20 protein-coding genes are annotated in these 21905 nt (G+C 55.9%); 7 read left to right on the top strand and 13 right to left on the bottom strand.

Going from position 1 to position 21905, the window contains the following annotated elements; genetic code table 11:
* Positions 1 to 39: 39 nt before the first annotated feature.
* From dam to ACQG2Q_RS23720, 9 genes are all read right to left on the bottom strand, one after another.
* On the bottom strand, positions 40 to 852 hold the full coding sequence (dam, locus tag ACQG2Q_RS23680; RefSeq protein ID WP_022649620.1) for an adenine-specific DNA-methyltransferase: 813 nt from the start codon (positions 850 to 852) through the stop codon (positions 40 to 42).
* A 67-nt stretch (positions 853 to 919) separates the two neighbouring features.
* Positions 920 to 2218: a cell division protein DamX gene (gene damX, locus ACQG2Q_RS23685; RefSeq protein WP_426759271.1), complete on the bottom strand. Its 1299-nt coding sequence runs from the start codon at positions 2216 to 2218 to the stop codon at positions 920 to 922.
* 92 nt (positions 2219 to 2310) lie between these two features.
* The gene (gene aroB / locus ACQG2Q_RS23690; protein ID WP_038416842.1) at positions 2311 to 3399 is read right to left on the bottom strand and encodes a 3-dehydroquinate synthase; all 1089 of its coding nucleotides are present in this window, start codon (positions 3397 to 3399) and stop codon (positions 2311 to 2313) included.
* Between the two features lie 57 nt (positions 3400 to 3456).
* Positions 3457 to 3978, bottom strand: a complete 522-nt coding sequence (aroK, locus tag ACQG2Q_RS23695) for a shikimate kinase AroK (RefSeq protein WP_003861630.1) — start codon at positions 3976 to 3978, stop codon at positions 3457 to 3459.
* A 286-nt stretch (positions 3979 to 4264) separates the two neighbouring features.
* A complete protein-coding gene (gene hofQ / locus ACQG2Q_RS23700) occupies positions 4265 to 5503 on the bottom strand; it encodes a DNA uptake porin HofQ (RefSeq protein WP_063841660.1) in 1239 nt (412 codons plus the stop codon).
* Entirely contained in the window at positions 5415 to 5819 is a 405-nt protein-coding gene (locus ACQG2Q_RS23705) for a HofP DNA utilization family protein (RefSeq protein WP_032677155.1), read from the bottom strand. Before ACQG2Q_RS23705 ends, hofQ begins: the two co-directional genes overlap by 89 nt.
* A complete protein-coding gene (locus ACQG2Q_RS23710; protein WP_063850319.1) occupies positions 5809 to 6261 on the bottom strand; it encodes a hypothetical protein in 453 nt (150 codons plus the stop codon). The genes ACQG2Q_RS23705 and ACQG2Q_RS23710 overlap by 11 nt, the downstream gene beginning before the upstream one ends.
* A 3-nt stretch (positions 6262 to 6264) precedes the next feature.
* On the bottom strand, positions 6265 to 6759 hold the full coding sequence (locus tag ACQG2Q_RS23715; protein ID WP_023307110.1) for a PilN domain-containing protein: 495 nt from the start codon (positions 6757 to 6759) through the stop codon (positions 6265 to 6267).
* A complete protein-coding gene (locus ACQG2Q_RS23720; RefSeq protein ID WP_063850321.1) occupies positions 6759 to 7532 on the bottom strand; it encodes a hypothetical protein in 774 nt (257 codons plus the stop codon). Before ACQG2Q_RS23720 ends, ACQG2Q_RS23715 begins: the two co-directional genes overlap by 1 nt.
* Before the next feature lie 120 nt (positions 7533 to 7652).
* On the opposite strand from ACQG2Q_RS23720, the gene mrcA reads away from it, so the two are divergent.
* Positions 7653 to 10205 (top strand): peptidoglycan glycosyltransferase/peptidoglycan DD-transpeptidase MrcA, encoded by a 2553-nt coding sequence (gene mrcA / locus ACQG2Q_RS23725; RefSeq protein ID WP_063850323.1) that lies wholly within the window; start codon positions 7653 to 7655, stop codon positions 10203 to 10205.
* Between the two features lie 93 nt (positions 10206 to 10298).
* Here mrcA and nudE read toward each other — a convergent pair whose 3' ends face one another.
* Entirely contained in the window at positions 10299 to 10859 is a 561-nt protein-coding gene (gene nudE / locus ACQG2Q_RS23730) for an ADP compounds hydrolase NudE (protein WP_003861622.1), read from the bottom strand.
* 327 nt (positions 10860 to 11186) lie between these two features.
* Here nudE and ACQG2Q_RS23735 point away from each other — a divergent pair, with 327 nt between their 5' ends.
* From ACQG2Q_RS23735 to hslO, 4 genes are all read left to right on the top strand, one after another.
* The gene (locus tag ACQG2Q_RS23735) at positions 11187 to 13325 is read left to right on the top strand and encodes an intracellular growth attenuator family protein (RefSeq protein WP_199004837.1); all 2139 of its coding nucleotides are present in this window, start codon (positions 11187 to 11189) and stop codon (positions 13323 to 13325) included.
* A gap of 64 nt (positions 13326 to 13389) precedes the next feature.
* A complete protein-coding gene (gene yrfG, locus ACQG2Q_RS23740) occupies positions 13390 to 14073 on the top strand; it encodes a GMP/IMP nucleotidase (RefSeq protein ID WP_003861619.1) in 684 nt (227 codons plus the stop codon).
* Positions 14070 to 14471, top strand: a complete 402-nt coding sequence (gene hslR / locus ACQG2Q_RS23745) for a ribosome-associated heat shock protein Hsp15 (RefSeq protein WP_003861618.1) — start codon at positions 14070 to 14072, stop codon at positions 14469 to 14471. Before yrfG ends, hslR begins: the two co-directional genes overlap by 4 nt.
* Positions 14472 to 14489: 18 nt before the next feature.
* Complete coding sequence (hslO, locus tag ACQG2Q_RS23750; RefSeq protein ID WP_006812239.1) at positions 14490 to 15374, top strand: Hsp33 family molecular chaperone HslO; 885 nt, start codon at positions 14490 to 14492, stop codon at positions 15372 to 15374.
* Between the two features lie 122 nt (positions 15375 to 15496).
* Here hslO and ACQG2Q_RS23755 read toward each other — a convergent pair whose 3' ends face one another.
* The gene (locus tag ACQG2Q_RS23755) at positions 15497 to 17092 is read right to left on the bottom strand and encodes a DUF4153 domain-containing protein (RefSeq protein ID WP_096216642.1); all 1596 of its coding nucleotides are present in this window, start codon (positions 17090 to 17092) and stop codon (positions 15497 to 15499) included.
* A 317-nt stretch (positions 17093 to 17409) separates the two neighbouring features.
* Here ACQG2Q_RS23755 and pckA point away from each other — a divergent pair, with 317 nt between their 5' ends.
* Positions 17410 to 19026 carry a phosphoenolpyruvate carboxykinase (ATP) gene (gene pckA / locus ACQG2Q_RS23760; RefSeq protein WP_022649630.1) on the top strand — a complete coding sequence of 539 codons (1617 nt, stop codon included), beginning with the start codon at positions 17410 to 17412 and terminating at the stop codon, positions 19024 to 19026.
* A 92-nt stretch (positions 19027 to 19118) separates the two neighbouring features.
* Here pckA and envZ read toward each other — a convergent pair whose 3' ends face one another.
* On the bottom strand, positions 19119 to 20465 hold the full coding sequence (envZ, locus tag ACQG2Q_RS23765) for a two-component system sensor histidine kinase EnvZ (RefSeq protein WP_096216641.1): 1347 nt from the start codon (positions 20463 to 20465) through the stop codon (positions 19119 to 19121).
* Positions 20462 to 21181: a two-component system response regulator OmpR gene (gene ompR / locus ACQG2Q_RS23770; protein WP_001157751.1), complete on the bottom strand. Its 720-nt coding sequence runs from the start codon at positions 21179 to 21181 to the stop codon at positions 20462 to 20464. Before ompR ends, envZ begins: the two co-directional genes overlap by 4 nt.
* 228 nt (positions 21182 to 21409) lie before the next feature.
* On the opposite strand from ompR, the gene greB reads away from it, so the two are divergent.
* Positions 21410 to 21883, top strand: a complete 474-nt coding sequence (greB, locus tag ACQG2Q_RS23775) for a transcription elongation factor GreB (RefSeq protein WP_022649631.1) — start codon at positions 21410 to 21412, stop codon at positions 21881 to 21883.
* Positions 21884 to 21905: the final 22 nt, after the last annotated feature.

Raw genomic sequence — 21905 nt, forward strand, 5'->3', positions numbered from 1 at the left:
CCGCATCTCCTTGAAATGTGTTTACCGGCGGGCAAAGGCTCAGGGTCGATAAAGCGCCAGAAGTTCGTCCACCTTTTTACGTGTGCCGCCATTGCTACTAATGCTACGCCGCACTTTTACCTGAAAATGCTTCGCGGCTTTGTACCATTCGCGCGTATCAGGCGTGTCGTGATTCGAAATTAACACCGGAATTCTTTTGCTGACCAGCTTTTCCGCCATCTCAGCCAGACGCGCCTGCTCGGCCGGGCTGAAGCTGTTGGTGTGGTAGGCGGTGAAATTTGCCGTGGCAGACAGCGGCGCGTAAGGCGGGTCGCAGTAGACCACCGAGTTTACGCCCGCCAGCTCCATGCACTCTTCATAGGAGAGACAGTAGAACTCGGCATTCTGCGCTTTTTCAGCAAAGTGATACAGCTCGTCCTGCGGGAAATAGGGACGCTTATAGCGGCCAAACGGCACGTTAAACTCGCCACGCAGATTATACCGGCACAGACCGTTGTAGCCATGGCGGTTGAGATAAAGAAACAACAGCGCGCGACGGAACGGGTCCTGGCTCTGATTAAACTCAGCGCGGAACTGATAGTAAATGTCCGGGTTGTTGTTCTCTGGCGTAAACAGCTTCCGCGCCTCTTCCACATACTCATCGGTACGCAGTTTCACGATGTTATAGAGGCTGATAAGGTCGCTGTTGATATCCGCCAGGATATAACGAGAAAAATCGGTATTCAGGAATACCGATCCAGCACCCACGAAGGGCTCGATAAGACACTCGCCTTTCGGCAGGTGCTTTTTAATATCGTCGAGCAGGGGGTATTTCCCCCCTGCCCATTTAAGAAAAGCGCGATTTTTTTTCATGCTGACTAACTGATTACACCTTCTCCGGCTGTGGAGAAAGCTCCGACAGCATCCTGCGCTTTAAACATTACTTCAGATCGGCCTGCACCTGATGAATTGGCTTCGCCCACGGATTTTTCGCCTGCACATCGGCAGGCAGCGTGGAGACGGCTCGTTTTGCTTCATCTTTTGAGGCATAAACTCCGCTTACCAGAACGTACCAAGGCTGTCCGTTACGGGTCGTCTGATAAACCACATAGTTTTTCAGATTCGATTTCTTCGCCCAGGCGTTGAGGTTGTCGTAGTTAGACGAACTGCTCAGCTGCAACGTGTAGTTGCTGGATGATGCGGATTTCAGAGAACCCACGTTACCCGTCGTTTTACCTGCCGTGGTGCTGGATGCGCTAGCGGTTGGCGTAGCAGCCGGTGCCGCAGTTGCAGCAGGCGCGGTTGTGGTCGCCGTTGCTTTAGGTGCAGCGGTTGCCGCAGGCGTTGGCGCTTTAACCGGTTGGCTCACCGCAGGTTTTGTCTGCGCTGGCGCTTTCGTTTCTGGCGCTTTTGCCACGGTCTGCGGTTTCGTCTCACGCTTCGGCTCAATCACAGCCTGCTTACGCTCCTGACGCGGCGCAGTCTGGGTATGGCGCGGTTTGGTTTCCGTTGCCGCCGTTTGCTGCTGGGCATTGCTGCCATGAACTGGCGCAACGGTGGCAGGTTCAGTAGGCAGCGTGGAGTTCACCACGGCAGCGTTAACCTGCTCCTGATTCTGCGGCTGCGTCAGCGCGTTATTCAGATCGCCCTGAACTTCAACACGCTGCTGGCCCTCCGGCGTAACAGGCGCCTGGCCCTGAGTTGGGGTCGCAGAGACGGGCGGCAGAGAGATATCCTGACCGGCACTGGTGTTACCTGCGGTCTGCTCTGCGGAAGTGGTGCCCGGCGCTGGCTGAGCGCCATTCGCCTGGTTGCTCGCATCGTTACCAGACAGGTCGATGCTCTTCTCGGCAGACGCTGTCTGCTCGGTAGAATGGGTAGAAGGTGCTTTTAGCGCGGAACCAATGCCGACAATCAGCAATACCAGAACCAAAACGCCAAGGCCCATCATGATGTACTGACGGGAGGCCGGTTTTGCCGCTACCGCTTTTTTACGTTTGCGCGGACGACGTTCAACAGGCTGTTCATCCATTAACTCTTCTTCGGATTCATACTCCTCGTCTTCACGCTCATTTCGCGCATTACGGCTACGCGAAGGGCGACGATCGTCTGCATCCAGATCGACATCGTCAAAGTTGATCTGCGGCTCGTTATCACGTTCTGAAGATTGACGAGAACGACCAGTACGACGATCGCTGGGATCGGGTTTCAGCTCGTCTTCTGGTTTGAATTCATCCATTTAACACCCCACTCAAAGGCTTCTGCCAACGACTCTGCATTTACCTGAAGCTAAAACGACCACCTGTTACAGCAGCCTGACCTTTCTAGTTGTTACGCCTGCTGACAATCAGCAATAGCGCCAAGTACGACTTCGTGCGGCACTCCGCCGCGCACTTCACTTTTCCCTATTGCAAGCGGGAGTACCAGACGCATCTCACCTGCCAATACTTTTTTATCGCGCATCATGTGGGGAAGGTACGCTTGCGCAGACATTTCCTGCGGACCATTCACCGGCAAGCCAGCACGTTTAAGCAACGTGATGATACGTGCTGTCTCTTCCGGCCTGAACTGCCCCAGACGTTCAGAGGCACGGGCCGCCATGACCATTCCGGCAGCGACAGCTTCACCGTGAAGCCAGTTACCGTAGCCCATTTCGGCTTCGATCGCATGACCAAACGTATGCCCCAGATTCAGTAAAGCACGTAAGCCGGTTTCACGCTCATCTGCGGCAACGACTTCTGCTTTCAGCTCACAGCACCGGCGAATACAGTAGGCCATTGCCTGCCCATCGAGGCGCAGCAGCGCATCCATATTCTCTTCCAGCCAGGTGAAGAACTCACCGTCAAGAATAATGCCGTATTTGATCACTTCTGCAAGGCCGGACGCCAGTTCGCGCGCTGGCAAGGTTTGCAGACAGTCAAGATCCACCACCACCGATGCAGGCTGGTAGAACGCGCCAATCATGTTTTTGCCGAGCGGATGGTTAACCGCCGTTTTACCGCCCACAGAAGAATCGACCTGTGAGAGTAACGTGGTTGGAATTTGAATAAAGCGCACACCGCGCTGGTAGCTGGCGGCTGCAAAACCGGTCAGATCGCCCACAACGCCGCCGCCCAGGGCAAGCAGTGTTGTATCACGACCGTGCGGTTTTTGCAGAAGTGCGGTAAAGACGGTATCCAGTACCGTCAGGCTTTTGTACTGCTCGCCATCGGGCAGAATCACACTGTCGACCTTCACGCCCGCCTGCTCAAGCAGGTGGCGTACACGGTCGAGATAAAGCGGAGCCAGCGTCTCGTTGGTGACCAGCATCGCCTGATCACCCGCTTTCAGTGGTAAGAAGGAAGCTGGATCGTTAAACAAACCAGCCGCGATGGTGATAGGGTAACTACGTTCCCCGAGAGTAACTGTAATCCTCTCCATGACGCGACATCCACCTTAAATGCTTTTACCCGCAGGCGAGTGTATATAAAGCCAGAATCAGTTGCTTTCCAGCATATGAATAATCTGGTTTGCAACCACTTTAGCGCTTTGATCGTCAGTACGAATGGTCACATCAGCAATCTCTTCGTACAGAGGATTGCGTTCATCGGCCAAAGCTTCCAGAACTTCACGTGGCGGTGTTTCAACCTGCAACAACGGGCGCTTTTTATCACGCTGCGTGCGTGCCAGCTGTTTTTCGATGGTCGTCTCAAGATAGACCACTACGCCACGGGCGGAGAGACGGTTGCGGGTTTCGCGAGATTTTACAGAGCCGCCGCCTGTTGCCAGCACAATGCCCTGTTTTTCCGTGAGTTCGTTGATCACTTTTTCTTCTCGGTCACGGAAACCTTCTTCGCCTTCTACGTCGAAGACCCAGCCCACATCCGCTCCGGTTCGTTTCTCAATCTCTTGATCAGAATCGTAAAATTCCATATTGAGTTGTTGAGCTAACTGACGCCCAATAGTGCTTTTGCCGGCACCCATAGGCCCAACCAGAAAGATATTGCGTTTCTCTGCCATTTTTTCGGTACTACTAAGACTATTCGTTAATGGTAATCCCCGCTGCGCAGACACCCGGCGTAGCAGGACATGAACTGAAACCTCATTTGCAATAGAGCGAGAGTCAGACGAAAAATTATCTCAATACTCCGGCTTGTTTGGCAACTGATTAAATCACCGTTCCCGGCGCATAAGGAAATAAGACGTAAGTCCAACTCAAATCGGTACTCCTTGTATGCTAATTCATGCCCCACGTCAAACATCTGCAACAAACTGAATGCAAAATCATTGCGGGGATCGTTACCCATTAATGAATACTGACCAGACGTGGCGTGATAAACACCACTAACTCGCGCCGTTCGTTATCTTTTCCGTCATGGCGGAACAACTGACCCAGCCACGGAATGTTGCCCAGCACGGGCACGCTGTCGCGTCCGGTTTTATTCTTTTGCGAAAAGATCCCGCCCAGCGCGAGCGTTTCCCCACTTTTTACCTCTACCTGCGTTTCGATCTCCTGCTTATCAATCGCCAGCGTTTCGCCGTCCGCCTGTTGCAGCACCTGGCCAGGCATATTTTCACTGATATGCAGCTTCAGACGAACGCGGCCGCCCGGGAGCACCACCGGCGTGACCTCCATGCCTAATACCGCTTCTTTAAATTCAACGGATGTCGCCCCGCTTTCGCCGCTGGAAACCTGATACGGGATTTCGCTGCCCTGCTTGATGCTGGCCGGCTGCATGTGCGACGCCAGTAGCCGCGGGCTGGCGATGATATCCACCTGCTGCTTTTGCTCAAGCGCCGACAACTCAAGATCCAGCATCCTGCCGTTGATGCGCCCGATATTAAACCCAACGTGTGTGGTTGCACTGGCCACCGACAGGTCAGCGCCCAACGTCGTGACCTGACCCACCTTACCGGCCTCCGTTGCGTCAGCGAGGTTCCATTTCACCCCCAGTTCACGCAGGCTTTTTTCACTAATGGTCACAATCTGCGCCGCCAGTTCTACCTGCTCGACGGGCAGATCCATCTGCGCTGCCCAGCGCTGGAGCATATCCACCACCGACTTGTTATCCCTGACCAGGAGACGGTTGGTGCGCTTGTCGACGGCGAGACTGCCTTTCGGGCTTAAGAGCTTTTCCGCCGCTTTTTGCAATTCGGCCGCATCCGCATAAGCAAACGGAATGCTGTGAGAGAGCAGCGGAGCGTCGAGCAGACGCTGGGCCCGCTCCTGCTCTTTACGCGTCTGTTGCTCCCGCTGCCAGGCCGCCGTATGCACATAAAAAATGCCGCCCTCTTCCCGCAATACCAGCCCGGCACTGTTCACTACCGTCTGAAGCGCCTGCCTCCAGGGCACCCGCGTTAGATTCAGCGAAAGCGAACCGCTGACATCCGGCGACACCACCAGATTGCGATCCTCCTGCGCTACCATCGCCTGTAATACCTGCACCACCGGGACATCATCCACCAGCAGGGTGACCGGTTTTGGCGTCGCGGCCCACAGGGGCTGGCTGAGTGCCGCCAGTAACAGCCCTATCCATATCTTCACTTTTTTTCGTTCCTTCTCGCTGCCATGTCCATCGTTTCGGCTCGCACATCTCGCCGACATCAACGGTCAGTTGTTGTGTATCTATCGCACTCACCCGCCAGCCTGGCGGTAACCGCATCTGCGTTTTTACCCGGTGCCAGCGGTTCTGCCCGTCCTGCATAAGGCCGATATCCCTGCTGCCGCTGACTACTCCCTGATACCGCCACTGGCTGAGTTGCCCTGCTGCGCAACGCTCTTCAGGCACGGAGAAGGGATCCCGCATCCCGGTCAGGAAAAGCGGAGAAAGCAGGATCAGCAAAAGGGTTTTACTGCGCATGACCGATCTCCAGTTGCAGGCTAAGGCGTAGCTGTTTTCCCTGTGGGGTGATGGAAAACGCGCTCACCCGCACGTTCTCAAGCGCCAGCCGGGAAAAGAGCGCCGGAACTGCGCCCCACAAGGCATCCAGCGCCAGCTCTCCCCCACTCTGCTGCGGTTTCCAGTACACCAGCCTTGCGTCCTCACGCTGAAATGCCAGCGGAGAAAAGGGCTGCACCGGCTTCACTTGCGTAACCACAGGTCGCCGCCCGGCCTTTGGCCACAGCGAGGCGTTGATTCGCTTCGCACTGCTGGCCTGCACCTGAATACCGGCGTAGCACAGAGCAGCGGGTCTGAGCAGCGCTCCCCAAATCGCAAACGCAACGATCCCCGACGCGATCAACCAGCAAAGGACGCGCCGGGAAGGACGTGCATCTGTCCAGCGTTGATACCAGATGCCCACTGGCTACCTCCGGCTATGCAGTTGAAAAGAGAACATCCATCGCCCCTGGCTATCCTGTTGCAATTCGCCTGCCGGTCCGGGGTTAAACCCCGTCACCCTTTTCAGCGCATCGGTCATGGCGGAGAGCGTCGGGAGTGAGGTGGTATAGCCCGTCAGGATCAGCGAGGGTGGCTGATAACGCAGCGCCGTCAGCCACGCCTGCCGGGGCATTGCACTGGCAAGGGATTCAAGCGCGGGTTGCCATGCCACCGTCTCAGGCGGCTGCGAAAGGGGTTCCAGCCCCGCAGACTGCGGCTGACGGGCTTTCAATACCTTCTGCACCGCACGCGTTCCCGCCAGATCGCTCTGCAACGCCTGTGACGCGAGAGTCTGCGTCGCCCGAAGGCTGACGCCTCCCGCCAGCATCACCAACAATGAGGCGGTAAACAGCAGCCCCCAAAAACGCAGGCGCTGATTACGTTGCTGCCGACGCCAGGGTAAAAGATTGGGCATGCTCATTACGGCGCCTCGCTCATGGCCAGCGCCAGGGCGACGGTGTAATCAGCACCACATTCTGGCAACGGCGGCTGACACAGCGTCACCGCTTCCCAGGGATCCCGTGCAGCATCAAACACGGCGATATCAGAAGGAGAAAGTGCAAGCAACGCCGCCAGCTCATTCACCGTCGCCGCTTCTGTGGTGTAGCGCCGCCCCCACTGGTGACGCATCGCCCACAGCCACTGGTCTTTATCCCTCCAGGCTACGCACCGGACGGGGGCAACAGCAGAGAGAAGATTAGCCAGTGCGCCGGCATCCGGGACGATTGCGGCCAGGCGCAAACGCAGCGCTTTCGCCAGCGACAACAGGGTATCGACCTCTCTGTTTTGCGCGGCGGTAACCTGAAAAGTGTTGCTGAACGTATCCTGCGCGTAGTCAAAGCAGAGCGTATCGGGAGGCATCTCCAGCTCACGCGCTAATGCGGCGCCTACCCAGGTGAGCTGTTCGCTGTCACGCAAGGTAACGGATGGACGGGGCAACGCGCGTTGCAGAACGCGCGTTGCCGGAAATGAGAGAAATACCCGATGCGAGTGCGGCAATGTTTTCCGCCAGCCACGTAATGCGTTAACCAGTTGTTCTGGCTTAAGTATTTTGCCTTCACCGATAACCCCGTCCGACAGCGGCACCGCCCACCAGCGCCGTAAACGCCAGCCGGCCCGCTCTCTGGTCAGCGCCACGGTAATCACCTTATCCTGTTGAATATGAACGCCTGTTTGCCACGTTTTAAAAGCCATGCTTCACGATCTCCTTATCGCCCGTCGGAGTGACGGCTATATCAATGAATCAGGCTTGCCTTTATACTACCGCGCGATTGTTTAGAAACTGCCCAGGCTAAACCAAATGGGAAATCTCCGGTGAAGTTCGTAAAGTATTTATTGATCCTTGCAGTCTGTTGCATTCTGCTGGGAGCAGGCTCGATTATTGGTTTGTACAAATATGTCGAGCCGCAACTCCCTGATGTCGCCACACTTCGTGATGTGCGGCTTCAGATCCCTATGCAGGTCTATAGCGCCGATGGTGAACTGATGGCGCAATACGGCGAGAAACGTCGTATCCCACTGACCTTAAATCAAATTCCACCTGTGATGGTGAAGGCTTTTATCGCCACCGAGGACAGCCGTTTTTACGAGCACCACGGTGTCGATCCGGTCGGTATTTTCCGTGCGGCAAGCGTGGCGCTGTTCTCCGGTCATGCCTCTCAGGGGGCAAGTACCATTACCCAGCAGCTGGCGCGTAACTTCTTCCTCAGCCCGGAAAAGACGCTGATACGTAAGATCAAAGAAGTGTTCCTCGCGATCCGCATTGAGCAACTGCTGAGCAAAGACGAGATCCTTGAACTTTACCTCAACAAGATCTATCTGGGCTACCGCGCCTATGGTGTAGGGGCTGCGGCTCAGGTCTATTTCGGTAAGTCGATCGATCAGCTCACGCTGAGCGAAATGGCGACCATTGCCGGCCTGCCAAAAGCGCCATCAACGTTTAACCCGCTCTACTCGCTGGACCGCGCCACCGCGCGCCGTAACGTTGTGCTATCGCGTATGTTGAGCGAAGGTTACATCAGCCAGGAGGAGTACGATCGGGCACGCAGCGATGTGATTGATGCCAATTACCATGCACCGGAAATTGCTTTCTCATCGCCGTATCTGACGGAAATGGTTCGCCAGGAGATGGTGCGCCGCTACGGCGACAAAGCATATGAAGACGGCTATCGCGTTTACACCACCGTGACCCGCAAGGTGCAGCAGGCTGCCCAGCAGGCGGTGCGTAATAACGTGATGGATTACGATATGCGTCACGGCTATCGCGGCCCGTCCAACGTGCTGTGGAGAGTGGGCGAAGGCGCATGGGACAGCAAAAAAATTACTGATTCCCTGAAAGCGCTGCCGACCTATGGCCCGCTGCGTCCGGCGGTGGTCACCCAGGCCGATCCGCAGGAAGCGGTGGCGATGATGGCCGATGGTACATCCGTTTCGCTGCGTATGGAGGGTATCCGCTGGGCGCGTCCGTACCGTTCTGACACCCTTCAGGGGCCTACTCCACGTAAAGTGACGGATGTGGTACAAACCGGACAACAAATCTGGGTGCGTCAGGTAGGCGATGCCTGGTGGCTGGCACAGGTGCCGGACGTCAACTCTGCCCTGGTCTCCATCAATCCGCAGAACGGTGCCGTGATGGCGCTGGTTGGCGGGTTCGATTTCAACCAGAGCAAATTTAACCGCGCAACCCAGGCGCTGCGTCAGGTCGGTTCGAACATCAAACCGTTCCTGTATACCGCGGCGATGGACAAGGGGCTAACGCTCGCCAGCATTCTCAACGACGTGCCAATTTCCCGATGGGATGCCGGTGCGGGCTCTGACTGGCAGCCGAAGAACTCTCCGGCGCAATACGCTGGCCCTATCCGTCTGCGTCAGGGCCTTGGCCAGTCGAAGAACGTGGTCATGGTTCGCGCGATGCGTGCGATGGGCGTTGATTATGCGGCAGAGTATCTGCAACGCTTCGGCTTCCCGGCGCAAAACATCGTTCATACCGAATCTTTGGCGCTCGGCTCCGCGTCCTTCACACCGCTCCAGGTCGCACGTGGCTACTCGGTTATGGCAAACGGCGGCTTCCTGGTCGATCCGTATTTCATCAGCAAAATCGAGAGCGATCAGGGCGGCGTACTGTTTGAAGCGAAGCCGAAAATTGCCTGCCCTGAATGCGATATTCCGGTGATTTACGGCGACACGCCAAAATCCAATGTCCTTGAAAACAAGGACATGGAAGATGTTGCCATCTCTCAGGAACGTCAGAATCTGGCGGTGCCGCAGCCTCAGCTGGAACAGGCCAATCAGGCGCTGGTCGCCCAGAGTGGCGCGCAGGAGTATGCTCCGCACGTGATCAGCACGCCGCTGTCATTCCTGATTAAGAGCGCGCTGAACACCAACATCTTTGGCGAACCGGGCTGGCAAGGCACCGGCTGGCGAGCGGGCCGCGATTTGCAGCGCCGCGACATCGGCGGCAAAACAGGCACAACCAACAGCTCAAAAGATGCCTGGTTCTCAGGTTATGGCCCGGGCGTTGTCACCTCGGTCTGGATTGGTTTTGACGATCACCGCCGCACTCTTGGACGCACAACCGCTTCTGGCGCAATTAAAGATCAGATTTCCGGTTACGAGGGTGGGGCTAAGAGTGCGCAACCGGCCTGGGATGCTTACATGAAGGCCGCTCTCGAGGGCGTGCCGGAGCAGCCGCTAACGCCTCCGCCGGGCATTGTCACGATCAATATTGACCGCAGCACCGGACAGCTCGCGAATGGCGGCAACAGCCGTGCCGAGTATTTCATCGAGGGTACGCAGCCAACCACGCAGGCGGTGCATGAGGTGGGTACCGAAATCATTGATAACGGCGAAACGCACGAGCTCTTCTGACGCCAACAAAAAAGCCGGGCGGTGGCGACGCCCGACCCGGCCTACAGCGTAATGCAAAACGGCAACCTTCGGTTGCCGTTTTTAATGGTGGCGCTACAAACGCCCCTGCCCCTTCAGCCACTCCCGCACCAGGAACAGTGCGCTCACGTTGCGTGCCTCGTTAAAGTCAGGATCTTCCAGCAAATCCATCAGATGGGCCAGCGGCCAGCGAACCTGCGGCAGCGGTTCCGGCTCGTCTCCTTCCAGCGATTCAGGATAGAGATCTTCCGCGACAACAATGTTCATTTTGCTGGAGAAATAGGACGGCGCCATGCTCAGCTTTTTCAGGAACGTCAGCTCTTTCGCGCCAAAGCCGACCTCTTCTTTCAGCTCCCGGTTTGCCGCTTCAAACACCGTTTCGCCCGGATCGATCAGTCCTTTGGAGAAGCCCAGCTCGTAGGATTCTGTGCCCACGGCGTATTCACGAATGAGGATCAGGTGCTCGTCGACGATAGGCACTATCATCACCGCTTCACGCGAGGAGGGGCGCATACGCTCATAAACACGACGCACACCGTTGCTGAACTCCAGATCCACGCTTTCGACATTAAACAGACGCGATTTTGCGACGGTTTCAACATTCAGAATGGTGGGCTTTTGTAAGGGTTTGGTCATCTTGACGGGTCTTTGCTGGGTGAACTGGCTTTATTGTGCGATACGCCGCACGGTTTCGGCAATGTCAATTGCTCTTTATTTACATTTATGCAACGTAACTGTAGGCAATTCTCATTTCAAAACAAATGTCAAGAGGTTGAAAAGTTTCCAGGAATTTGCTGATATCGCGCCGGAACAGGCTTTGTTATCATTACCGGTCACTGGGATGCGCGTCAACATGCTCAAGTTAGACTCCATACTTGCCGATAGCCGACCACAGAATCTCATTCATTGTACAAAAGGTGCGACTGACAACACCTGTAAGAAGATAAGTAAGATGGGGAAAGCATGAGCACCATTTTGATTTTTCTCGCTGCTGTGCTGGCCTGCGCGTCGATTGCGGTGTGGGTATTCAGGCGCCGCGTACATCGCCGTTATCGGCTGCCCTTTTTGAACGCGTTTGCCGGGGCAAACACGCGCAAGCTTTCGCCAGAGGAACGCAGCACCGTTGAGCAGTATCTCGACACGCTGAACCGATCCCGGCTTTCGCCTGGCCCTACCGGCGCCAGCGCCGCCCCCGTATCGCTCAACCTGAACGCCCAAAGCGACACCGTTTTGTGCGTAACGCGCTCTATTACCCGCTACGGCATCACAACCGACGATCCCAACAAATGGCGTTACTATCTCGACTCTGTTGAAGTGCACCTGCCTCCCTTCTGGGAGCAGTATATCAACGACGAAAACAGCGTCGAGCTCATCCATACCGATACGCTGCCGCTGGTTATCTCCCTTAATGGTCATACTCTGAGCGAATATGTTCAGGAAGCGCCACGCTTTGCGCTGGAACGCGCAAGCGGAACGCAGGCCTCTATTCGTGGTGAAGAGACAGAGCAGATTGAACTGCTCAACATCCGCCAGGAAACGCATGAAGAGTACGTCCTGAGCCGCCCGGATGGCATTCGCGAAGCGGTGCTGATTGTCGTCTCGTTCCTGCTCTTTTTCATCTGCCTGCTGACGCCGGACGTGTTTGTTCCGTGGCTCGCGGGCGGCGCAGTACTGCTTCTGGCCGCCGGGCTGTGGGGCATATTTGCCCCGCCGGCAAAAACGTCATTACGCGAAATTCACTGCCTGCGCGGAACCCCAAAACGCTGGGGACTGTTCGGCGAAAACGATCAGGAACATATCAACAATATCTCGCTCGGGATCATCGATATTATCTATCCGCGCCACTGGCAGCCGTGGATTGCGCAGGACCTGGGCCACAAAACGGATATTGATATCTATCTCGACCGCCACGTTGTACGCCAGGGACGTTACTTATCCCTGCACGACGAAGTAAAAAACTTCCCTCTTCAGCACTGGCTTCGCAGCGCGGTGATTGCCGGTGGCGCCGCGTTAATCTTCCTCATGCTGCTGCTTTTCGTGCCGCTGGATATGCCGATTAAATTTACCCTGTCATGGATCAAAGGGGCGCAAACCGTGGAAGCCACCAGCGTACAGCAGCTCGAAGAAGCGGGTGTACGCGTGGGGGATACGTTGCGGCTGAAAGGCACCGGGATGTGTAATATCCACTCACCGGGCGCCTGGAACACGCGCCAGAACTCGCCGTTCGCGCCGTTCGACTGCTCTCAGATCATCTGGAATGACGCCTCTCCGCTGCCGCTTCCGGAATCGGATGTGGTCAATAAGGCCACCGCGCTCACCCAGACGATTAATCGCCAGCTCCATCCAAAACCGGATGATGATTCTCGCGTCAGCCCTGCCCTGCGTTCGGCCATTCAGAAGTCCGGCATGGTGCTGCTGGATGACTTTGGCGAAATCGTCCTGAAAACAGAAGATCTCTGCTCAGCTCAGGATGACTGTATCCGGCTGAAGAACGCGCTGGTCAACCTCGGCAACAGCAAAGACTGGGACGCGCTGGTGAAACGCGCCGAAGCGGGACGCCTCGATGGTGTGAATGTGCTTCTGCGTCCGGTCAGCGCCGAGTCGCTGGATAACCTGGTGGCGACCTCTACCGCCCCCTTCGTGATGCGTGAAACCACCCGTGCCGCCCAGGCGCTTAACAGCCCGGCGCCTGGCGGTTTTGTGATTGCCAGCGATGAAGGCAGCGACCTGGTGGATCAACCCTATCCGCAGGTTTCGCTGTATGACTATCCAGCCCAGGAGCAGTGGAGCGAATTCCAGCGTCTGGCGCAGATGCTGATGCAGACGCCATTCAGCGCGGAAGGGATCGTCACCACCCTCTTTACCGACGCCAACGGCACGCGTCATATTGGCCTGCACCGTATGCCGGATAGCGCTGGCCTGTGGCGCTATGTAGGGACATCCCTGCTGCTGATTGCGATGCTGGCGTGTATTATCTGGAACGGTTATCAGGCCGTACGCCGCTATCAGCGCTCCCGCACGCGACTGGCAGAAATCCAGGCCTACTACGAAAATTGCCTAAACCCGAAACTGATCTCCTCTTCTGAGAGCCTGATCGGATAACGTCTCTGCGCGACAAGTTGTGCTACCCTGTCGCGCACGTTTCTTCTGGCTGGAGTTCCCCCTTATGCATCTTAATATCGACTGGCAGGCGGTCGATACCGTCCTGCTTGATATGGACGGCACGCTGCTTGATCTCGCCTTTGATAACTATTTCTGGCAAAAGCTGGTTCCGGAAACGTACGGTGAACAGCAGGGGATCTCCCCGGCGGAAGCGCAGGAATTCATTCGTTCGCAATATAGCGCGGTGCAGCATACGCTAAACTGGTACTGTCTTGACTACTGGAGCGAGCGACTCGGTCTGGATATTTGCGCCATGACCACCGCCCAGGGCGCACGCGCCGTACTGCGCGAAGATACGGTCCCGTTCCTGGACGCGCTGAAAGCCTGCGGTAAGCGCCGTATTTTGCTGACAAATGCGCATCCCCATAACCTGGCCGTGAAGCTGGAACATACCGGTCTTGCTTCGCACCTTGATTTATTGCTTTCCACCCACACATTTGGTTATCCGAAAGAGGATCAGCGGTTGTGGCATGCCGTGGTGGAAGAGACCGGTTTACAGCCGGAACGCACGCTGTTCATTGACGACAGCGAGCCGATTCTGGATTCTGCGGCCGCATTTGGCATTCGCTATTGCCTGGGCGTGACCAATCCTGATTCCGGCCTGGCTGAAAAAAGCTATCTGCGACATCCGGGGCTGAACGACTATCGCCGGATGATCCCCTCACTCACCGTGAAGGAGACGCCATGAAAGAAAAACCCTCTGATGGGGTAAGACTGGATAAATGGCTGTGGGCCGCCCGTTTTTACAAAACGCGCGCCCTTGCCCGTGAAATGGTTGACGGCGGAAAGGTGCATTACAACGGTCAGCGCAGCAAACCGAGCAAGCTGGTTGAACTGAATGCCACGTTAACGCTTCGCCAGGGCAACGATGAGAAAACGGTGGTGGTGAAAGCCATTACCGAACAGCGGCGGCCCGCAACCGAAGCCGTTTTGCTGTATGAAGAGACGGCCGAAAGCATAGAGAAGCGCGAGAAAACCGCGCTGGCGCGCAAAATGAACGCGCTGACGATGCCTCACCCGGACCGGCGACCGGATAAAAAAGAGCGCCGCGATCTGATGAAATTTAAACACGGTGAGAGCGAGTAACCCTCACCTGCATGAGAGATGAAAATGGCCCAACACGACCAATTACACCGCTATCTGTTTGAACAATTCGCCGTGCGCGGCGAGCTGGTCACCGTATCCGAAACCTGGAAACAGATTCTGGAAAACCACAACTACCCGCTGCCGGTAAAAACCCTGTTGGGCGAACTGCTGGTTGCCACCAGCCTGCTGACCGCCACGCTGAAGTTTGCTGGCGATATTACCGTCCAGTTGCAGGGCGATGGCCCAATGTCGCTGGCGGTGATCAACGGCAATAACCAGCAGCAGATGCGCGGCGTGGCGCGCGTTCAGGGCGATATCCCTGAAAATGCGGATCTGAAAACGCTGGTCGGTAACGGCTACCTGGTCATCACGATTTCGCCTGAAGAGGGGGAACGCTATCAGGGCGTTGTCGGTCTGGAAGGCGATACGCTTGCCGCCTGCCTGGAAGATTACTTCATGCGTTCCGAACAGCTGCCAACCCGTCTGTTCATCCGCACCGGTGAAGTGGATGGCCAGCCTGCTGCCGGTGGTATGCTGCTTCAGGTTCTGCCTGCGCAGGATGCGCAGACCAATGATTTCGAGCATCTGGCAACGCTGACGGAAACCATCAAAGCGGAAGAGCTGTTCACCCTGTCGGCGACCGACGTGCTGTGGCGTCTCTACCACGAAGAAGAAGTGACGGTTTACGATCCGCAGGCGGTGGAATTTAAGTGCACCTGCTCCCGCGAGCGTTGTGCTGGCGCCCTGAAAACGCTGCCGGATGAAGAGATCGACAGCATCATGGCGGAAGACGGTGAAATCGATATGCACTGTGACTACTGCGGTACGCACTACGTGTTCAATTCGATGGATATCGCGGAGATCCGCAATAACGCCTCTCCGGCGGATCCGCAGGTTCACTAAGCTCTGAGCCTGTTGCCCGGCGGCGCTATGCTCTCACGGGCTTACAATGAATTGTGCAATTTTTTGATATGATTGCTAATTGTAGGCCGGGTAAGCGTAGCGCCACCCGGCAAGAAAGAGCACTAACGCCGCCGCGCATTATTGTAACTGTCGTAGCTCATATCGACACGCTCCCCAAAAATCTCAATATCCGCCCAGGGCTTCACGACAGATTTCACTTTCCTCTGCCTTAATGCGCGGTCAAGTTCTTCTCTGGTCAATGCCTCCGGCATTTTCCACGCGTCCCCGGCGATCCTCCAGCCCGTGTTGGTTTGTGTGTAAGCCACGATCGTGCGATCGGTAAATTGAAATAGCACGGCCTCAGGCTTGCCGTCGCCGTTAAGATCCAGCGGCATGAGTAAACAGTTACTCTGGGCGCTATCGCAGCTCTCAAAGCGATACTGATTGCTGAGCATGGCTTGCCACAATACCTTATCAGGACGAGCCATTCCCGGTGCGAGCTGGACCTGTTTTTCCAGCATCGCGGCGGTCATCTTACCTGCTCCGCCAGCGTTCCTGGAGAGAAGACCATTTATTTCACGCTGGCGTTTTGGGTTAGAGATAAACTGCGGATCGTTTTGCAGCGTGAGCATCGCCTCCCGCCCCTTTCGTCCAGCGTTACTGAGCATATACAGGCTGACTTGATCCGCCGTTATTCTGCCGTCCTGATAGCGGGCCATATGGCTTGCAACGCTTATTCGCCACGGATCCAGCACGGGGGTATGGATCAACGCCAGGAAGATGAGGGAAAGCAGCCCGGTCGCCGGTATGACGTACGCATGGATCTTCTGCGGTTCACGGCGCTGAATCAGAACGCTGGCGCAAAAACCGACCGCCCAGACCAGCGCCACGATGGTTATCAATACCCCGTACAGACGCTCGGGTGACCAGCCGTATTGCGAAATGCGTAGCCACAGCGCCCACCCCGCCAGAACCGGATACGCGGGTACGATAGCCACAGCAAGGCGAATCATCCCTCGCAACGGGGCATAGTAAGGCAGCGTTTGACGCTGTGGATGCCACACTATCGTCACCAGGAATAACAGCAGCAGCGCTAAGGTGGTCAGCAAGCCCGCGGCGGATATTCTGGCTGAAATGGATTCAAAGCCGACAAAAGGCAACGCGCCAATAAAGAGCAGCGCCAGCGCCGCCATCAGGGGAAGCAGACCGGTGGCGATGAGGGTCAGCAGATTTTGCAGGGCAAGGATTAACCTTACCTGCATGCGCGTGAGCACGGCCGCACTGGCTGAAACCACGCCAATCGCCACTGAAATAAACCCGTCAGAATGAAAGAAAAGCCGATCAAAAAAGCCGATGCCGATAAGTTCGAAAAGCTCGGCCCAGAGGAAAAGCACCAGCCAGAAGAGACCATTCGAAACAAAAATAATGAGCAGCGTCAGCGCGTTATGCCAGTTTCGTTGATAAAAGTCGCTGTAGAACGAGGTAGTCGGGACGGGATCCAGACACCGCTGAAGCCATGGCAACACGAACAGCGTCATCAGCAGCAGATGAAAGCCGAAAACGAGCATCTCATCTTTGAGATTCCAGCTTTCGAGTCCTGCAACGCTCCACTTAAGCCAGCCGCCCATACCCGCGACTGCCGCGCCGATCATCCCGAGTGACAGCCACAAAAATGGCTTTCTGAATGACGTCATGGCAAGAGACAACGTGGTTGTCATTACCAAACTCTGAAAATAGCTGACCCAAGAGACCTGAATCGTTTTCCCAATGTAACTCTTACGTAATTTTCTTTCATGTATGCGATTACATTCACATTCTTCTGGATAAATTCACCAGAAATTAACCTTTTAAGAACATTTTCCCCAACCAAAAAGCGATTCCTGCGATAATCTGCCCGCCCTGTGACTGGAGTCGCAGCGTTTTCCGTTAGTAAGGGTTTTGACCAGATACGTAAATCTATGAGCCCCGTCGCGGTTAACATCCCCAGAAAAACCCTACAATTTCAGGCAGTACATATTGGCTAAGGAGCAGTGATATGCGTGTTAATGGTTTAACCCCGCAAGATCTCAAGGCTTATGGTATTCACGACGTCCAGGAAGTGGTCTACAACCCCGATTACGATACGCTGTATCAGGAAGAGCTCAATCCGGCACTGGAAGGATACGAGCGAGGTGTGTTGACGAATCTTGGTGCTATCGCCGTCGATACCGGTATTTTTACCGGCCGTTCGCCGAAAGATAAATACATCGTCCGAGATGATACCACCCGCGATACGCTGTGGTGGGCCGATAAAGGCAAAGGGAAGAACGATAACAAACCGCTCTCTCCTGAAACCTGGCAGCATCTGAAAGGGCTCGTCACCCATCAGCTTTCCGGCAAGCGTCTGTTCATCGTCGATGCTTTCTGCGGCGCTAACGCCGACACCCGTCTCTCCGTTCGGTTTATCACTGAAGTGGCCTGGCAGGCGCATTTCGTGAAGAACATGTTCATTCGTCCGACCGATGAAGAACTGCAAAACTTCACCCCTGACTTTATCGTGATGAACGGCGCGAAATGCACCAACCCGCAGTGGAAAGAGCAGGGTCTGAACTCCGAAAACTTCATCGCCTTCAACCTGACCGAGCGTATCCAGCTGATCGGCGGTACCTGGTACGGCGGCGAAATGAAGAAAGGGATGTTCTCGGTCATGAACTACCTGCTGCCGCTGCGCGGTATCGCCTCCATGCACTGCTCGGCGAACGTCGGTGAAAAAGGTGACGTGGCGGTGTTCTTCGGCCTTTCCGGCACCGGTAAAACGACGCTGTCCACCGATCCAAAACGTCGTCTGATTGGCGACGACGAGCACGGCTGGGACGACGACGGTGTGTTTAACTTTGAAGGCGGCTGCTACGCGAAGACCATTCGCCTGTCGGAAGAGGCAGAGCCGGATATCTACCACGCGATTCGCCGCGATGCGCTGCTGGAAAACGTCACCGTGCGTGCCGATGGCTCTGTCGACTTCGACGATGCGTCCAAAACCGAAAACACCCGCGTCTCTTACCCGATTTACCACATCGACAACATCGTGAAGCCGGTGTCGAAGGCGGGCCACGCCACGAAGGTGATTTTCCTGACCGCAGACGCGTTCGGCGTGTTGCCGCCAGTTTCCCGCCTGACCGCCAGCCAGACGCAGTACCACTTCCTCTCTGGCTTTACCGCTAAGCTGGCGGGTACCGAGCGCGGTGTGACCGAGCCAACCCCAACCTTCTCCGCCTGCTTCGGCGCGGCGTTCCTGTCGCTACACCCAACGCAGTATGCGGAAGTGCTGGTGAAACGCATGCAGGCATCCGGCGCACAGGCATACCTGGTGAACACCGGCTGGAACGGGACGGGCAAACGTATCTCCATCAAAGATACCCGCGCCATCATCGACGCGATTCTGGATGGTTCGTTGGATAACGCCGAGACCTTTACGCTGCCGATGTTCGATCTGGCGATCCCAACCGAGCTGCCGGGCGTGGATACGCGTATCCTTGACCCGCGCAACACCTACGGTTCACCGGAACAGTGGCGCGAGAAGGCAGAATCGCTGGCGAAACTGTTTATCGAAAACTTCGAGAAGTATACCGACACCCCGGCGGGTGCTGCGCTGGTGAGTGCGGGACCAAGGTAAAAGCAAAAAGGCAACGAAAGTTGCCTTTTTAATGTTTTCTCCCTCTCCCCGTGGGAGAGGGCCGGGGTGAGGGCATCAGGCCCCACCCTTTTTTAACTCTCTTTCACCTGCCCCCGTAAAACCGGCACCGGTAACCATGCGCGAATGCTCAAACCACCCCGTTCGCTGGTGCCAATTTCCAGCAGTCCGTTATGGTTATCAACAATACGCTGCACAATCGCCAGGCCTAAGCCGGTTCCGCTGGTGCTGCGCGCGCTGTCGCCGCGCACAAACGGCTGGAACAGGTGCTTACGCTGCTCAGGCTTGATGCCCGGGCCATCGTCTTCCACCTGGAACCAGGCGCGGTTGAGTTCCGTACCGCTGCTGACTTTGATCCAACCGTTGCCGTAACGCGCCGCGTTGACCACCATATTCGCCACCGCGCGTTTGATGGAGAGCGGGTGCATACGTACCTGAATCTCGCCCGCCTGAAGGTCGGTCGCAATTTCACGTTCATAACCGCTTTCGGCGGCAACAACTTCGCCCAGAACCGCGTTCAGATCCGCCATCTCCATCGGCATCTCCTGCCCGGTACGCAGGTAGTCGGTAAACTGCTCGATGATGGCGTTACACTCTTCGATATCCTTGTTGATGGACTCTGCAAGATAACCATCCTGCTCGCCCATCATCTCTGTTGCCAGGCGGATACGTGTCAGCGGGGTGCGAAGGTCATGGCTAACCCCCGCCATCAGCAGCGTACGGTCGTCAGCCAGCTGTTTAACGCCTGCCGCCATGTGGTTAAAAGCACGCGTTACCGAGCGCACTTCCGATGCGCCATACTCGCGCAGCGGCGGTGGGATAATACCTTTACCAACCTGCAATGCCGCATGCTCCAGGTCGACCAGCGGTCGGTTCTGGATACGAATAAACAGCCATGCGCCGCCGATAGCCAGCAGCATGATCGCCAGGGTGTATCGGAACAGCGGTGAGAAGTCGCCCTGATGAATCTCGGTGAGCGGAACACGCACCCAGATGTTGGGTGACAGCCAGGTTTTCAGCCAGACAACCGGCGAGCTTTTATTGACCTCAACGCGCACTTCCGTCGGGCCGCCAAGCTGCTGCGCCATCTGCTGGCTAAGGAATTCATAGTGCTGCGCCCAGCGCAGGCCGGCATCTTCCGCCGCTTCGTTCGAGTAGAGAGAAATGCCCAACTCACGGTAGATTTCCCGACGGAACGCCGGGGGGACAACCAACTGCGTGCCGTCCTCCAGTTGCAGTTTGTCGGTCATCAGCATACGCACTTCGTATGCCAGCACCTTATTAAACTGCTGAAGGCTCGGCAGGATCGCAAAGTTCAGCACCACCAGGTAGGTCGTCACCAGGCTGACAAACAGCAGGGTGACGATCAATAACAGCGTGCGGGCAAACGAACTTCGCGGCGAGAAGCGCATTCGCCTCATGCTTTAGAGCCGTCCGGGACAAACACGTAGCCCAGACCCCACACGGTCTGAATATAACGAGGATGCGCCGGATCTTCTTCCACCATGCGGCGCAGACGAGAGATCTGCACGTCGATAGAACGTTCCATTGCGGAGTATTCACGGCCGCGCGCCAGGTTCATCAGCTTGTCACGTGAAAGCGGTTCACGCGGGTGGCTGACCAGCGCTTTCAGTACCGCAAACTCGCCGCTGGTGAGCGGCATTGGCTCATCTTCACGGAACATTTCACGGGTGCCGAGGTTCAGCTTGAACTTACCGAATGCAATGACGGCCTCTTCCTGAGACGGCGCGCCCGGCAGCTCGTTCGCCTGACGACGCAGCACGGCGCGAATACGCGCCAGCAGTTCACGCGGGTTGAACGGCTTAGGAATGTAGTCATCAGCGCCAATCTCAAGGCCGACGATACGGTCAACTTCTTCACCCTTCGCCGTCACCATGATGATTGGCATCGGGTTGCTCTGGCTACGCAGACGACGGCAAATAGAGAGCCCATCTTCGCCAGGCAGCATCAGGTCCAACACCATCAGGTGGAAGGATTCACGCGTCAGCAGACGATCCATCTGTTCCGCGTTCGCGACGCTACGAACCTGGAAGCCCTGCTCGGTCAGATAACGTTCCAGCAGCGCACGCAGGCGCATGTCGTCATCTACGACCAGAATTTTGTAGTTCTCTTGCATTGTGTGTACTCCCAAAGGTTCGGATAAGCCTGGAACAGCGTATTCTAAAAAAGTGCACGGGTTCGACCAGCAAATTCTGGTATAAATTCTAGACGAAATTGTTACAAAGCATATTTAACAGCAGCTTATCTGTTCATTTCATCACATAAATCATTATTAATCTTGTCTGTTACACTGTGCGCTACGTATTGTGCGCAAAGACAGTTAACCGGCATTAAAGGCAGCACCATGAAAACGCCTCTGATCACCCGCGAAGGGTACGAGAAACTCAAAAAAGAGATGGATTACCTGTGGCGCGAAGAGCGTCCGGAAGTGACCAAAAAAGTCACCTGGGCCGCAAGTCTGGGCGACCGCAGCGAGAATGCGGACTATCAGTACAATAAAAAGCGACTGCGCGAAATCGATCGCCGGGTACGCTACCTGACGAAATGCCTCGAGAATCTCAAAATTGTCGATTACTCCCCGCAGCAGGAAGGTAAAGTGTTCTTCGGCGCGTGGGTCGAAATTGAAAACGACAACGGCGACACCCTGCGTTTTCGTATCGTCGGCTATGATGAAATTTTCGGTCGTAAGGATTACATTTCTATCGATTCACCCATGGCCCGCGCCCTGCTGAAAAAAGAGGTGGGCGATTTAGCCGTTGTCCAGACGCCCGCGGGTGAAGCAAGCTGGTACGTCAACGAAATCGAGTATGTTAAATAGTCCGAGAGCGCCCTCCCCGGCT

The organism is Enterobacter cloacae complex sp. 370H10, assembly GCF_050031535.1.
In the GTDB taxonomy this organism is placed as follows: Bacteria; Pseudomonadota; Gammaproteobacteria; order Enterobacterales; family Enterobacteriaceae; genus Enterobacter; species Enterobacter intestinihominis.

Excerpts from the sequence above, each read along its gene's own strand:
- dam (WP_022649620.1), bottom strand. The coding sequence starts at position 852 with ATGAAAAAAAATCGCGCTTTTCTTAAATGGGCAGGGGGGAAATACCCC.
- damX (WP_426759271.1), bottom strand. The coding sequence starts at position 2,218 with ATGGATGAATTCAAACCAGAAGACGAGCTGAAACCCGATCCCAGCGAT.
- aroB (WP_038416842.1), bottom strand. The coding sequence starts at position 3,399 with ATGGAGAGGATTACAGTTACTCTCGGGGAACGTAGTTACCCTATCACC.
- aroK (WP_003861630.1), bottom strand. The coding sequence starts at position 3,978 with ATGGCAGAGAAACGCAATATCTTTCTGGTTGGGCCTATGGGTGCCGGC.
- ACQG2Q_RS23705 (WP_032677155.1), bottom strand. The coding sequence starts at position 5,819 with ATGCGCAGTAAAACCCTTTTGCTGATCCTGCTTTCTCCGCTTTTCCTG.
- ACQG2Q_RS23715 (WP_023307110.1), bottom strand. The coding sequence starts at position 6,759 with ATGAGCATGCCCAATCTTTTACCCTGGCGTCGGCAGCAACGTAATCAG.
- ACQG2Q_RS23720 (WP_063850321.1), bottom strand. The coding sequence starts at position 7,532 with ATGGCTTTTAAAACGTGGCAAACAGGCGTTCATATTCAACAGGATAAG.
- nudE (WP_003861622.1), bottom strand. The coding sequence starts at position 10,859 with ATGACCAAACCCTTACAAAAGCCCACCATTCTGAATGTTGAAACCGTC.
- ACQG2Q_RS23735 (WP_199004837.1), top strand. The coding sequence starts at position 11,187 with ATGAGCACCATTTTGATTTTTCTCGCTGCTGTGCTGGCCTGCGCGTCG.
- yrfG (WP_003861619.1), top strand. The coding sequence starts at position 13,390 with ATGCATCTTAATATCGACTGGCAGGCGGTCGATACCGTCCTGCTTGAT.
- hslR (WP_003861618.1), top strand. The coding sequence starts at position 14,070 with ATGAAAGAAAAACCCTCTGATGGGGTAAGACTGGATAAATGGCTGTGG.
- hslO (WP_006812239.1), top strand. The coding sequence starts at position 14,490 with ATGAAAATGGCCCAACACGACCAATTACACCGCTATCTGTTTGAACAA.
- ACQG2Q_RS23755 (WP_096216642.1), bottom strand. The coding sequence starts at position 17,092 with ATGACAACCACGTTGTCTCTTGCCATGACGTCATTCAGAAAGCCATTT.
- pckA (WP_022649630.1), top strand. The coding sequence starts at position 17,410 with ATGCGTGTTAATGGTTTAACCCCGCAAGATCTCAAGGCTTATGGTATT.
- envZ (WP_096216641.1), bottom strand. The coding sequence starts at position 20,465 with ATGAGGCGAATGCGCTTCTCGCCGCGAAGTTCGTTTGCCCGCACGCTG.
- ompR (WP_001157751.1), bottom strand. The coding sequence starts at position 21,181 with ATGCAAGAGAACTACAAAATTCTGGTCGTAGATGACGACATGCGCCTG.
- greB (WP_022649631.1), top strand. The coding sequence starts at position 21,410 with ATGAAAACGCCTCTGATCACCCGCGAAGGGTACGAGAAACTCAAAAAA.